The sequence below is a fragment of the Variovorax sp. Soil_C_26 genome (assembly GCF_057657075.1).
In genome coordinates, this window is the sequence record NZ_JBDGJC010000006.1 from 332,275 (window position 1) to 344,456 (window position 12,182).

At 63.1% G+C, this 12,182-nt stretch carries 21 protein-coding genes and 1 tRNA gene; 21 read left to right on the forward strand and 1 reads right to left on the reverse strand.

From position 1 onward, the window contains the following. The first annotated feature begins 56 nt into the window (after positions 1 to 56). From AC3A6G_RS19350 to AC3A6G_RS19360, 3 genes are read left to right on the forward strand one after another with little or no spacing between them, the layout of a single operon-like run. Complete coding sequence (locus AC3A6G_RS19350; RefSeq protein ID WP_487860959.1) at positions 57 to 632, forward strand: Dps family protein; 576 nt, start codon at positions 57 to 59, stop codon at positions 630 to 632. Next, entirely contained in the window at positions 629 to 1,528 is a 900-nt protein-coding gene (gene ubiA / locus AC3A6G_RS19355; protein ID WP_487860960.1) for a 4-hydroxybenzoate octaprenyltransferase, read from the forward strand. The genes AC3A6G_RS19350 and ubiA overlap by 4 nt, the downstream gene beginning before the upstream one ends. 10 nt (positions 1,529 to 1,538) lie before the next feature. After that, a complete protein-coding gene (locus AC3A6G_RS19360; RefSeq protein WP_487874373.1) occupies positions 1,539 to 2,006 on the forward strand; it encodes a MaoC/PaaZ C-terminal domain-containing protein in 468 nt (155 codons plus the stop codon). Between the two features lie 6 nt (positions 2,007 to 2,012). On the opposite strand, the gene proC is transcribed toward AC3A6G_RS19360, so the two are convergent. Next, entirely contained in the window at positions 2,013 to 2,870 is an 858-nt protein-coding gene (gene proC / locus AC3A6G_RS19365) for a pyrroline-5-carboxylate reductase (RefSeq protein WP_487864606.1), read from the reverse strand. 411 nt (positions 2,871 to 3,281) lie between these two features. Between proC and rplN the strand changes: the two genes are divergently transcribed. The 18 genes from rplN to AC3A6G_RS19455 all read left to right on the forward strand — a co-directional run bounded on the left by rplN (position 3,282) and on the right by AC3A6G_RS19455 (position 12,180). Next, positions 3,282 to 3,650 (forward strand): 50S ribosomal protein L14, encoded by a 369-nt coding sequence (gene rplN, locus AC3A6G_RS19370; RefSeq protein ID WP_009124801.1) that lies wholly within the window; start codon positions 3,282 to 3,284, stop codon positions 3,648 to 3,650. Positions 3,651 to 3,662: 12 nt separating this feature from the next. Continuing rightward, entirely contained in the window at positions 3,663 to 3,995 is a 333-nt protein-coding gene (gene rplX / locus AC3A6G_RS19375) for a 50S ribosomal protein L24 (protein WP_487860963.1), read from the forward strand. Positions 3,996 to 4,006: 11 nt separating this feature from the next. Beyond that, positions 4,007 to 4,546 carry a 50S ribosomal protein L5 gene (rplE, locus tag AC3A6G_RS19380; protein WP_487860964.1) on the forward strand — a complete coding sequence of 180 codons (540 nt, stop codon included), beginning with the start codon at positions 4,007 to 4,009 and terminating at the stop codon, positions 4,544 to 4,546. 8 nt (positions 4,547 to 4,554) lie between these two features. Beyond that, positions 4,555 to 4,860: a 30S ribosomal protein S14 gene (rpsN, locus tag AC3A6G_RS19385; protein WP_021012929.1), complete on the forward strand. Its 306-nt coding sequence runs from the start codon at positions 4,555 to 4,557 to the stop codon at positions 4,858 to 4,860. 20 nt (positions 4,861 to 4,880) lie between these two features. Then, the gene (gene rpsH / locus AC3A6G_RS19390; RefSeq protein WP_487860965.1) at positions 4,881 to 5,276 is read left to right on the forward strand and encodes a 30S ribosomal protein S8; all 396 of its coding nucleotides are present in this window, start codon (positions 4,881 to 4,883) and stop codon (positions 5,274 to 5,276) included. A gap of 24 nt (positions 5,277 to 5,300) precedes the next feature. Continuing rightward, positions 5,301 to 5,834 (forward strand): 50S ribosomal protein L6, encoded by a 534-nt coding sequence (gene rplF / locus AC3A6G_RS19395; protein ID WP_487874374.1) that lies wholly within the window; start codon positions 5,301 to 5,303, stop codon positions 5,832 to 5,834. A 14-nt stretch (positions 5,835 to 5,848) separates the two neighbouring features. Next, positions 5,849 to 6,214, forward strand: a complete 366-nt coding sequence (rplR, locus tag AC3A6G_RS19400; protein ID WP_487861094.1) for a 50S ribosomal protein L18 — start codon at positions 5,849 to 5,851, stop codon at positions 6,212 to 6,214. Positions 6,215 to 6,232: 18 nt separating this feature from the next. Next, entirely contained in the window at positions 6,233 to 6,751 is a 519-nt protein-coding gene (gene rpsE, locus AC3A6G_RS19405) for a 30S ribosomal protein S5 (protein WP_319428114.1), read from the forward strand. Positions 6,752 to 6,786: 35 nt separating this feature from the next. Next, positions 6,787 to 6,972: a 50S ribosomal protein L30 gene (gene rpmD, locus AC3A6G_RS19410; RefSeq protein ID WP_009124818.1), complete on the forward strand. Its 186-nt coding sequence runs from the start codon at positions 6,787 to 6,789 to the stop codon at positions 6,970 to 6,972. An 11-nt stretch (positions 6,973 to 6,983) separates the two neighbouring features. Continuing rightward, positions 6,984 to 7,415 carry a 50S ribosomal protein L15 gene (gene rplO, locus AC3A6G_RS19415; protein WP_487860967.1) on the forward strand — a complete coding sequence of 144 codons (432 nt, stop codon included), beginning with the start codon at positions 6,984 to 6,986 and terminating at the stop codon, positions 7,413 to 7,415. 26 nt (positions 7,416 to 7,441) lie between these two features. Further along, entirely contained in the window at positions 7,442 to 8,755 is a 1,314-nt protein-coding gene (gene secY / locus AC3A6G_RS19420) for a preprotein translocase subunit SecY (RefSeq protein WP_487860968.1), read from the forward strand. 50 nt (positions 8,756 to 8,805) lie between these two features. Beyond that, on the forward strand, positions 8,806 to 8,919 hold the full coding sequence (rpmJ, locus tag AC3A6G_RS19425) for a 50S ribosomal protein L36 (RefSeq protein ID WP_038201958.1): 114 nt from the start codon (positions 8,806 to 8,808) through the stop codon (positions 8,917 to 8,919). A 24-nt stretch (positions 8,920 to 8,943) separates the two neighbouring features. Beyond that, a complete protein-coding gene (gene rpsM / locus AC3A6G_RS19430; RefSeq protein ID WP_013544105.1) occupies positions 8,944 to 9,309 on the forward strand; it encodes a 30S ribosomal protein S13 in 366 nt (121 codons plus the stop codon). 12 nt (positions 9,310 to 9,321) lie between these two features. Next, positions 9,322 to 9,726 (forward strand): 30S ribosomal protein S11, encoded by a 405-nt coding sequence (gene rpsK / locus AC3A6G_RS19435; RefSeq protein ID WP_009124825.1) that lies wholly within the window; start codon positions 9,322 to 9,324, stop codon positions 9,724 to 9,726. 130 nt (positions 9,727 to 9,856) lie between these two features. After that, the gene (gene rpsD / locus AC3A6G_RS19440) at positions 9,857 to 10,480 is read left to right on the forward strand and encodes a 30S ribosomal protein S4 (RefSeq protein WP_487860969.1); all 624 of its coding nucleotides are present in this window, start codon (positions 9,857 to 9,859) and stop codon (positions 10,478 to 10,480) included. Positions 10,481 to 10,610: 130 nt separating this feature from the next. Then, positions 10,611 to 11,600, forward strand: a complete 990-nt coding sequence (locus AC3A6G_RS19445; protein WP_056576973.1) for a DNA-directed RNA polymerase subunit alpha — start codon at positions 10,611 to 10,613, stop codon at positions 11,598 to 11,600. Positions 11,601 to 11,686: 86 nt separating this feature from the next. Next, positions 11,687 to 12,085: a 50S ribosomal protein L17 gene (gene rplQ, locus AC3A6G_RS19450; RefSeq protein WP_487860970.1), complete on the forward strand. Its 399-nt coding sequence runs from the start codon at positions 11,687 to 11,689 to the stop codon at positions 12,083 to 12,085. 18 nt (positions 12,086 to 12,103) lie between these two features. Then, positions 12,104 to 12,180, forward strand: a tRNA-Met gene (locus tag AC3A6G_RS19455). Positions 12,181 to 12,182 lie beyond the last annotated feature (2 nt).

Here is a 12,182-nt window from a genome sequence, read left to right on the forward strand (position 1 = left end):
GCGCCGGCTTTCACAATCACGAGTCCCCTCAAAGCCTGAAGAAAGAGATTCACGCCATGGCAAAAACCCCCAAGAAAACACCGTCATCCTCCTCGTCGGGCAAGGTGCCCAAGAAGGGCGACGCCTCCGTGGCCCAGGAGTCCGGCAGCCGCAATGCGCCGATCATCAACATCGGCATCGAGCGCCAGGACCGCGCGGCCATCGCCGAGGGCCTGAGCCGCGTGCTCGCCGACACCTACACGCTCTACCTGACCACGCACAACTTCCACTGGAACGTGACCGGTCCGCACTTCAATTCGCTGCACGCCATGTTCATGACGCAGTACACCGAGCTGTGGGGCTCAACCGACGTGATCGCCGAGCGCATCCGCGCGCTGGGCCACTACGCGCCCGGCTCGTATGCCGAGTTCAGCAAGATCGCCACTGTGCCCGACGTGCCGCAGCAGCCGCCCAAGGCGATGGAGATGGTGCGCATCCTCGTGAAGGGCCACGAGACCGTGTCGCGCATCGCGCGCGAGTTCATCCCCGTGGCCGAAGAGGCCGGCGACGACCCGACGGCCGACATGCTCACCGCGCGCTGCACGGTGCACGACCAGACCGCCTGGATGCTGCGTTCGCTGCTCGAAGATTGACGACCCGGCCTGCACCCCACGGCCTCACGCCCGCGCCGCGCCGCGGGCGTTTTGCCGTGTACCTCGACCTGATCCGCTGGAACCGGCCCGCGGGCTGGCTGCTCCTGCTGTGGCCCACGCTCGGCGCGCTGTGGTTTGCCGCCGACGGCTGGCCCGGCTGGCACCTGCTCGCGGTGTTCGTGCTCGGCACCGTCCTGATGCGCAGCGCGGGCTGCTGCGTCAACGATGTGGCCGACCGCGATTTCGACCGCCATGTGAAACGCACCGCAGCGCGCCCCGTGACGAGCGGCGCGGTCTCGGTGCGCGAGGCGCTGGCCGTCGGCGCGGTGCTCGCGCTCGGCGCCTTCGCGCTGGTGCTCACGACCAACCGGCTCACCGTGTACGCATCGTTCGCGGCGCTTGCGGTCACGCTGATCTATCCGTATGCCAAGCGCTTCGTGTCGATCCCGCAGGCGGTGCTCGGCATCGCGTTCAGCTTCGGCATCCCGATGGCCTTCGCCGCGGTGCAGGCCTCGGTGCCGGCTTTTGCCTGGTGGCTGCTCGCGGGCAACCTGTTCTGGGTGCTGGCCTACGACACCGAGTACGCGATGGTCGACCGCGACGACGACCTCAAGATCGGCATGAAGACCTCGGCCATCACCTTCGGCCGCTTCGACGTCGCGGCGGTGATGGCGAGCTACGCCGTCTTCCTGGCTATCTGGGCCTGGGCCGGCGCCAGCCGCTCGCTGGGCGTGGCGTTCTTCGCAGGCATCGCCGTTGCCGCGGGGCAGGCGCTGTGGCATTGGCAACTCATCCGCGGGCGCACGCGCGACGGCTGCTTCAAGGCCTTCCGGCTCAACCACTGGCTGGGCTTCGCCGTGTTCGCGGGCATCGTGGCCGGCTATGCCCTCGGCTGAAACGGCCCCCATGCTTGAGCGTCTCCTTCAGAAGGTCGGCCGGGAAGGGAGTTCCGAATGGCATGCCATCAGCCAGGCCATGGTCGACCGGTACGCGGCGCTGTCGGGCGACGGCGAAGGCGAGTGGATCCACCTCGATCCCGAGCGCGCGGCGCGCGAGGCCGGCTACGGCGGCACGATCGTGCCGGGCTTCTTCCAGGTCTCGCACCTGATCCGGCTGACCGCCGAAGCCATGCGCACGCTGCTGCCCTTCGACGCGAACCATGCGCTGAACTACGGTTTCGACCGCCTGCGCTTCGTCCGGCCGATGCCGGTCGGCGCGCGCTTTCGGGCGCGGGTGCGCATTCTCGGCGCGACGCCCAAGGGCGACGACGGATTCCTGCTGAAGGAAGAGGTGCTGCTCGAGCTCGAGGATGGCACCGTCACGCTCGCGGCCGAGTGGCTGTTCTTTCTCGGGCCGGGCGCGCTGCCGGCGTGACCGGGCTCAGCTGCGCCCGAACTCCTCGCCGAGCTCGATGGCCCGCTGCTGCGCGGCCCGGATCGCGGTCTTGAATTGCGACTTGACGTCGGCGCCCTCCAGCGACGTGAGGGCCGCGTAGGTCGTGCCGCCCTTGGACGTCACGCGCTCCCGCAGCACCGAGGGCGGTTCGGTTGCGCTGTGCGCCAGCGCCGAGGCGCCAGTGAACGTGCCGATGGCCAGGCGCTGCGCCTGCTCGGGCGAGAGGCCCATTTCGACGCCGGCCTCGGTCATCGCCTCGATGAAATAGAAGACGTAGGCCGGCCCCGACCCCGACATGGCGGTGACCGCATCGAGCGCCGGTTCGGCGTCGACCCAGAGCAGCTCGCCCGTGGGCGCCAGCAGCTGGTCGACCAGTGCGCGGTCGTCCGCACTGACGCCCGCGCGCGCGTAGAGGCCGGTCATCCCCTGGCCGACCAGCGCCGGGGTGTTGGGCATGGCGCGCACCACGCGCTCGGTGCCGAGCCAGCGCGCGATGCTCCCCGACGGAATGCCGGCCGCCACGCTCAGGTGCAGCGCGTTCCCGGCGAAGGGCCGCACCGGCCCCGCGGCATCGGCGAAAGCCTGCGGCTTCACGGCCCAGACCACCACGGCGCAGCGCGCCAGGGCTTCGCCGGCCTCGGCCTGGGCCGCGATGCCGAACGACTGCGCGAGCTTCGTGCGCGCGGCTTCGAAGGGCTCGACCACCTCGAATGCGCCGGGCGACATGCCTTGCTGCACCAGGCCGCCGATGATGGCGCTGGCCATGTTGCCGCCGCCGATGACGGCGATCGGGGGAAGGGATGCTGGTTCGAGGCGCGAGAGGAAGGGGGCGGCGATGGTCATGGTCGATCTGAAGTGGCGAATGTGCCGCAAGGCGGGTTGTCTTCGGCGGATGGAAATTGTCGTCGCACCGGCCGCTTCTGCATCTGTTTGCCAGCGGACCGACGGGCGGCGAAGACGTCTGCAAGTGCACGCTTCTTCCTTTCGCCTTAAAATCTCGGGTCTTCTTGCCTTTCGAGCCCGTGGAATGCGCAAAGACGCGCAGCAAACGGGGGCAAAAGAAAAGTCCGCACAGAAGGCAGTTGACATGCCTCGTTGTGCGTGCCACAATCGTGGGCTTCGCTTCAAAAAGGCGAAGCTTTCAGCCCAAAGCGGAAATGCCTCGAGTGGTTCGAGGTGTGGACGACGGGCCCAAGACTGACCGAAGTGCATCCCTTTTGGATGTGCAACGGTACAAGTTGGGAACTACTAGCAATGATCCAAACTGAATCCCGGCTCGAAGTGGCCGACAACACGGGCGCGAAATCCGTCCTGTGTATCAAGGTGCTCGGTGGCTCCAAGCGGCGTTATGCCAGCGTGGGCGACGTCATCAAGGTCAGCATCAAGGAAGCCGCTCCGCGTGGTCGCGTCAAGAAGGGCGAGATCTACAGTGCAGTGGTGGTCCGCACCGCCAAGGGCATCCGTCGCGCCGACGGTTCGCTCGTCAAGTTCGACGGCAATGCCGCCGTGCTGCTCAATGCCAAGCTGGAGCCGATCGGCACCCGCATCTTCGGACCGGTGACGCGCGAACTGCGCACCGAGAAGTTCATGAAGATCGTGTCGCTGGCACCCGAAGTTCTCTAAGGACACAACGCCATGAACAAGATTCGCAAAGGCGACCAGGTCATCGTGTTGGCCGGGCGCGACAAGGGCAAGCGTGGCACCGTCACGCTGCGCAAGGACGATTCGCACGTGATCGTCGAAGGCGTGAACATCGTCAAGAAGCACGCCAAGCCGAACCCCCTCAAGGGTACAACCGGCGGCATCGTCGAGAAGACCATGCCCATCCATCAATCCAATGTGGCGATCTTCAATGCCGCGACCGGCAAGGCCGACCGCGTGGGCATCAAGGTCACCCAGGGTGCCGACGGCAAGCGCGTGGCTGTTCGCGTCTTCAAGTCGAGCGGCGACGAAATCAAGTTCGCCTAAGAGGTACTCACATGGCACGTCTCCAACAACACTATCGCGAGAAAGTCGCGAAAGACCTGACCGAGAAGTTCGGCTACAAGTCGCCGATGCAGGTCCCTCGCCTCACCAAGATCACCCTGAACATGGGTGTCGGTGAAGCTGTCGCCGACAAGAAGGTCCTCGACAACGCCGTTGCCGACCTGACCAAGATCGCCGGCCAGAAGCCCGTGGTCACCAAGTCGAAGAAGGCCATCGCCGGTTTCAAGATTCGCGAGAACCAGCCGATCGGCTGCATGGTCACGCTGCGTGGCGTGCAGATGTACGAGTTCCTGGATCGTTTCGTGACCATCGCGCTGCCGCGTGTTCGCGACTTCCGTGGTATCTCGGGTCGTGCCTTTGATGGCCGTGGCAACTACAACATCGGCGTCAAGGAACAGATCATTTTCCCTGAGATCGAATACGACAAGGTCGATGCCCTGCGCGGTCTCAACATCAGCATCACGACGACGGCCAAGACTGACGAAGAAGCCAAGGCGCTTCTCGCTGGTTTCCGTTTTCCGTTCAAGAACTGAGGCGCACCGTGGCTAAACAATCCCTGATCCAACGCGAACTCAAGCGCGACAAGCTGGTCGCCAAGTACGCTGCGAAGCACGCGGAACTGAAGGCAATTTCCAACGACGTGAAGAAGAGCGACGAAGAGCGCGCTGCTGCCCGCCTGGGCCTGCAAAAGCTCCCGCGCAACGCGAATCCCACGCGTCAGCGCAACCGCTGCGAAATCACCGGTCGCCCGCGTGGCACCTTCCGTCAATTCGGTCTGGCCCGCGCCAAGATCCGCGAACTGGCTTTCAACGGCGACATCCCCGGTGTCACCAAGGCCAGCTGGTAAGCCAGGCAGGAGCAAACAACATGAGCATGAGTGATCCCATTGCCGACCTGCTGACGCGTATCCGCAACGCGCAGATGGTGGCGAAGCCCACTGTGTCGGTCCCGTCTTCGAAGGTGAAGATCGCGATCTCGCAGGTCCTGAAGGACGAAGGCTACATCGACGGTTTCCAGGTCAAGACCGAAGACGGCAAGACCGAGCTTGTCATCACCCTGAAGTACTACGCTGGCCGTCCGGTCATCGAGCGCATCGAGCGCGTGAGCCGTCCCGGCCTGCGCGTCTACAAGGCCAGTGCTTCCATTCCGCAAGTCCAGAACGGCCTGGGCGTCGCGATCGTCACGACCCCCCAGGGTGTGATGACCGACCGCAAGGCGCGCGCTACCGGTGTCGGTGGCGAAGTGCTGTGCTACGTCGCCTAACCGAGACATCGAGGAGTCACTGAAATGTCCCGAGTAGGAAAAATGCCGGTCACCATCCCCGCAGGCGTGGATGTGTCGATCAAGGAAGACCAGATCAGCGTCAAGGGTGCGGGCGGCACGCTCAACCTGGCGCGCAATGCCCTGGTCAAGGTCGTCAGCAATGACGGCAAGCTGAGCTTCGAGCCGGCCGACGAATCGCGTGAAGCCAACGCGATGAGCGGCACGATTCGCCAGCTGGTGAACAACATGGTGGTTGGCGTGACCAAGGGCTTCGAGAAGAAGCTCAACCTGGTCGGCGTCGGCTTCAAGGCTGCAGCGTCCAACAACAAGTTGAACCTGCAAGTCGGCTATTCGCACCCGGTCAACATCGACATGCCGCAAGGCATCACGGTGGCCACTGCGACCCCGACCGAAATCGTGATCAAGGGTGCTGACCGTCAGCGCGTTGGTCAAATCGCCGCTGAGATTCGCGCTGTTCGTCCGCCTGAGCCCTACAAGGGTAAGGGTATCCGTTATTCGGACGAGAAGATCGTGATCAAAGAGACCAAGAAGAAGTAAGGGGCAGCAAAATGATGTTGACCAAAAAAGCACAGCGCCTTCGCCGCTCGCGCCAGACCCGCATCCGCATCGCGACGCAAGGTGTGGCCCGTCTGACGGTGAACCGTACCAACCTGCACATCTATGCCACCGTCATTTCCGACGACGGCACCAAGGTGATTGCCACCGCATCGACGGCCGAAGCCGAAGTGCGCGCTGCAATCGGCGGTTCGGGCAAGGGCGGCAATGCCGCCGCTGCAACGGCGATCGGCAAGCGCATCGCTGAAAAGGCGAAGGCTGCCGGCGTCGAGAAGGTCGCCTTCGATCGCGCTGGTTTCGCGTACCACGGCCGCGTCAAGGCGCTGGCCGACGCTGCCCGCGAAGCCGGCCTGCAGTTCTAAACGGACACGAGATTCAAAATGGCAAAGATTCAAGCAAGAACGCAGAACGAAGGCCCTGAAGACGGTTTGCGCGAGAAGATGATCGCGATCAACCGCGTCACCAAGGTGGTGAAGGGCGGTCGTATCCTCGGTTTCGCAGCACTCACCGTCGTGGGCGACGGCGATGGCCGCGTCGGCATGGGCAAGGGCAAGTCCAAGGAAGTGCCCGCTGCAGTGCAGAAGGCGATGGAAGAAGCCCGTCGCAACCTGGCCAAGATCTCGATCAAGAACGGCACGCTGCATCACCGCGTGACGGGCCATTGGGGCGCTGCCTCGGTGGTCATGATCCCGGCCCCCAAGGGTACCGGCATCATCGCCGGCGGCCCGATGCGCGCCGTGTTCGAAGTCATGGGCATCACCGACATCGTGGCCAAGAGCCATGGTTCGTCGAACCCCTACAACATGGTTCGTGCCACGCTCGACGGGTTGAAGAACTCGACGACCGCGTCCGCAGTGGCTGCCAAGCGCGGCCTGACCGTCGAAGAAATCTTCGCCTGAGCGCAAGCTCTCGCAAGGCTGAAGGAAGCATTCAAATGACGACGCAACAACAAACCCTCAAGGTGCAATTGGTCAAGAGCCCGATTGGCACCAAGGAATCGCATCGCGCGACGGTGCGCGGCCTCGGCCTGCGCAAGCTCAACAGCGTGAGCGAGCTGCAGGACACCCCGGCGGTGCGCGGCATGATCAACAAGATCAGTTATCTGGTCAAAGTTCTGTAAGAGAGACTGATATGGAACTCAATGGCATCAAGCCGGCAGCCGGCGCCAAGCACGCCAAGCGCCGTGTCGGTCGCGGTATCGGCTCCGGTATCGGCAAGACCGCAGGCCGCGGTCACAAGGGTCAGAAGTCGCGCGCAGGCGGTTTCCACAAGGTCGGCTTCGAAGGCGGTCAAATGCCGCTGCAGCGCCGTCTGCCGAAGCGCGGTTTCAAGTCGCACCTGCTGAAGTTCAACGCCGAAGTCACGCTGACTGCCCTCGAGCAGCTCGGCCTGGCCGAAGTCGACGTCCTGGCGCTCAAGCAAGCCGGCCTCGTGGGCCAGCTCGCCAAGGTCGTCAAGATCATTAAGACCGGTGAACTCACCAAGGCCGTCAAGCTGACGGGCGTGGGTGCGACCGCTGGTGCCAAGGCTGCTATCGAAGCAGCCGGCGGCAGCGTCGCCTGATCACACTGGACTGAAAGAAGTTCTTCGTGGCAACTAACGCGGCAACGATCGCAAAGACAGGCAAGTTCGGTGACCTGCGTCGCCGGCTCGTCTTCTTGCTGCTCGCGCTCGTGGTCTATCGGATCGGCGCGCACATTCCTGTGCCGGGCATCAACCCGGACCAGCTGGCAGCGTTGTTCCAAGGCCAGCAGGGCGGCATCCTGAGCCTGTTCAACATGTTCTCGGGCGGGGCGCTGTCGCGCTTCACCGTGTTCGCGTTGGGGATCATGCCGTACATCTCGGCGTCGATCATCATGCAGTTGATGACCTACGTGGTTCCTACCTTCGAGCAATTGAAGAAGGAAGGCGAGGCTGGCCGCCGCAAGATCACGCAGTACACGCGCTACGGTGCACTCGCCCTGGCGGTGTTCCAGTCGTTCAGTATCGCGGTGGCGCTCGAGTCGTCGGCCGGCCTGGTGATCTCGCCCGGTTTTGGCTTCCGCATCACTGCCATGGTGAGCCTGACGGCGGGTTCGATGTTCCTGATGTGGCTCGGCGAGCAGATCACCGAGCGTGGGCTGGGCAACGGCATCTCGATCCTGATCTTCGCGGGCATTGCAGCTGGTCTGCCGTCTGCCATCGGCGGACTGCTGGAACTGGTGCGCACCGGTGCCATGCATGTGATCGTCGCACTCCTCATCGTCGCGGTGGTGGCCCTGGTGACCTACTTCGTGGTGTTCGTCGAACGCGGCCAGCGCAAGATCCTCGTGAACTATGCGCGGCGCCAGGTGGGCAACAAGGTGTATGGCGGCCAGTCGTCGCACCTGCCCCTGAAGCTCAACATGGCCGGCGTGATTCCGCCGATCTTCGCGTCGTCGATCATCCTGCTGCCGGCCACGGTGGTGGGCTGGTTCAGCACCGGCGAAGGTGGTTTCAGCTGGATCAAGGACATTGCGAGCGCACTGCGCCCGGGCGAACCGATCTACGTGCTGCTGTACGCTGCTGCGATCGTTTTCTTCTGCTTCTTCTACACGGCACTCGTGTTCAACAGCAAGGAAACGGCCGACAACCTGAAGAAGAGCGGTGCGTTCATTCCGGGCATTCGCCCGGGTGACCAGACGGCGCGGTACATCGACAAGATCCTGGTTCGCCTGACGCTGGCCGGTGCGGTGTACATCACCTTCGTCTGCCTGCTGCCCGAGTTCCTGATCCTGAAGTACAACGTTCCGTTCTACTTCGGCGGTACCTCCCTGTTGATCATCGTGGTCGTCACGATGGACTTCATGGCTCAGGTGCAGAACTACATGATGTCCCAGCAGTACGAGTCGCTGCTGAAGAAGGCCAATTTCAAGACTTCGTAAGGCACAGGGCACTGGGCCCGCCGGGTTGAACAGAGTTTTAGGAGAATGAAATGAGAGTTTCGGCTTCGGTCAAAACCATTTGCCGTAATTGCAAGATCATCCGCCGCAAGGGTGTGGTGCGCGTGATCTGTACCGACCCGCGCCACAAGCAGCGCCAGGGTTGATTGAAAGAGTATTAGAGGACGCACATGGCACGTATTGCTGGCATCAACATTCCGCCGCACAAGCACGCTGAAATCGGCCTGACGGCCATCTTCGGCATCGGTCGCACCCGCGCCCGTCAGATCTGCGAAGCGAGCGGTATCGAATATTCGAAGAAGATCAAGGACCTGACCGACGCCGATCTCGAGAAGATCCGCGATCAGATCGCCTTGTTCACCATCGAAGGCGATCTGCGTCGCGAGACGACGATGAACATCAAACGCTTGATGGACATCGGCTGCTATCGCGGCTTCCGTCACCGTCGCGGCCTGCCGATGCGCGGTCAGCGCACGCGCACCAATGCCCGCACCCGGAAGGGTCCGCGCAAGGCTGCGCAGTCCCTGAAGAAATAAGGATAGACCAGCATGGCTAAAGCACCTGCAAACAACGCCGCACAGCGCGTTCGCAAGAAGGTTCGCAAGAACGTCGCGGACGGTATCGCCCACGTGCATGCCTCGTTCAACAACACCATCATCACGATCACCGATCGCCAGGGCAACGCCCTGTCGTGGGCTTCGTCGGGTGGCCAGGGCTTCAAGGGCTCGCGCAAGTCGACCCCGTTCGCTGCGCAGGTGGCTTCCGAAGTGGCCGGCCGTGCTGCGGTCGAACAAGGCATCAAGAACCTCGACGTCGAGATCAAGGGCCCAGGCCCCGGTCGCGAATCGTCGGTGCGCGCACTGGCTGCGCTCGGCATCCGGATCAATTCCATTGCCGACGTGACGCCCGTTCCGCACAACGGCTGCCGTCCCCAGAAGCGTCGCCGCATCTGAGCGTCAGTCCGCAAGGCGCAGCCGGCTTTTGAGCGGCTGCGCATTTGTTTTTTTACTAAGCCCACCGCCATCCGCGCCCGCGCCGATGGCTCCCGCAGGCAACTGCGGCAGATGACACAAAGGAAAACTCGTGGCACGCTACCTCGGCCCCAAGGCCAAACTCTCTCGCCGTGAAGGCACCGACCTCTTCCTGAAGAGCGCCCGTCGCTCGATCCAGGACAAGGCCAAGTTCGACTCCAAGCCGGGCCAGCACGGCCGCACTTCGGGCCAGCGCACTTCCGACTACGGCCTGCAGCTGCGCGAGAAGCAGAAGGTCAAGCGCATGTACGGCGTGCTCGAGAAGCAGTTCCGCCGCTACTTCGAGGAAGCCGATCGTCGCCGTGGCAACACCGGCGCCAACCTGCTGTTCATCCTCGAATCGCGCCTGGACAACGTGGTCTACCGCATGGGCTTCGGCTCGACGCGCGCCGAAGCACGCCAGCTCGTGTCGCACAAGGCCATCACGGTGAACGGCCAGTCGGTCAACATTCCGTCGTACCTCGTGAAGACCGGCGACGTGATCGCCGTTCGCGACAAGTCGAAGAAGCAGACCCGCATCGCCGAAGCGCTCCAGCTGGCCCAGCAGGTCGGCATGCCGGCCTGGGTCGAAGTGAACGCCGACAAGGCCGAAGGTACCTTCAAGAAGGTGCCGGACCGTGACGAGTTCGCAGCAGACATCAACGAATCGCTGATCGTCGAACTGTATTCGCGTTAAACGCACGACGACGGGCCGCTTCGCGGCCCGCACTTGTATTTTTTGTTCCCATCGGGAGGCCCCTTCTCCCGACGGGTGCTTCACCAGCCTTACCGGTGTAACGAGCCGGGGGTATTGAGAGGAAGTCTGCATGCAAACCACCCTGCTGAAACCCAAGACCATTCAGGTCGAGCAACTCGCCGCCAACAAGGCCAAGGTCACGCTCGAACCTTTCGAGCGCGGCTACGGCCATACGCTCGGCAACGCGCTGCGCCGCGTTCTGCTGTCGTCGATGGTCGGTTATTCGGCCACCGAAGTCACGATCGCAGGCGTTCTGCATGAGTACTCGTCGATCGACGGCGTCCAGGAAGATGTCGTCAACATCCTGCTGAATCTCAAGGGCGTGGTGTTCAAGCTCCACAACCGCGACGAAGTCACGCTGAGCCTGCGCAAGGACGGCGAAGGCCCGGTGCTGGCCTCGGACATCCAGACCCCGCACGATGTCGAGATCATCAATCCCGACCACGTGATCGCGCACCTGTCGCAAGGCGGCAAGCTCGACATGCAGATCAAGGTCGAGAAGGGCCGCGGCTACGTGCCCGGCACGATGCGCCGCTATGCCGACGAGCCGACCAAGTCGATTGGCCGAATCGTGCTCGACGCTTCGTTCTCGCCCGTCAAGCGCGTGAGCTACACGGTCGAAAGCGCCCGTGTCGAACAGCGTACCGACCTCGACAAGCTGCTGGTAGAGATCGAGACCAACGGTGCGATCTCGGCCGAAGACGCGGTGCGCGCCTCGGCTAAAATCCTGGTCGAGCAACTCGCCGTGTTCGCACAGCTCGAAGGTGGCGAACTGGCCGCATTCGATGCGCCGGCACCGCGCAGCGCACAGCAGTTCGATCCAATCCTGCTGCGCCCTGTCGACGAGCTCGAGCTCACCGTGCGTTCGGCCAACTGCCTGAAGGCCGAGAACATCTACTACATCGGCGACCTGATCCAGCGTACCGAGAACGAGCTGCTCAAGACCCCGAACCTGGGTCGCAAGTCGCTCAACGAGATCAAGGAAGTGCTCGCCTCGCGCGGCCTGACCTTGGGCATGAAGCTCGAAAGCTGGCCGCCGGCCGGCCTCGACAAGCGTTGATTTTTTAGAGGCCCTCCCAAAGGGGTCAGTGCACCGGGCAGTACCTGATACGGCTGCCTGTTTTTATAAAGTTAGGAAAAAGCACCATGCGTCACGGACACGGACTCCGCAAACTCAACCGCACCAGCTCGCACCGCCTTGCGATGCTGCAGAACATGATGAACTCGCTCATCGAGCACGAAGTCATCAAGACCACGGTCCCCAAGGCCAAGGAACTGCGCCGGGTCATCGAGCCGATGATCACGCTCGCCAAGAAGCCCACGCTCGCCAACAAGCGCCTGGCCTTCGACCGCCTGCGCAACCGCGACAGCGTCGTCAAGCTCTTCGGAGACCTTGGCCCGCGTTTCGCAGCGCGTCCGGGCGGCTACACCCGCATCCTGAAGATGGGTTTCCGCGTGGGCGACAATGCACCCATGGCGCTCGTCGAACTGGTCGACCGTCCTGAAATTAAAGAAGAAGCAGCCGAGCAAAGCGCTGCCGAATAAGGTATAATTCCATCTTGCCGCGCGATGGAGCAGCCTGGTAGCTCGTTGGGCTCATAACCCAAAGGTCGCAAGTTCAAATCTTGCTCGCGCAACCAAT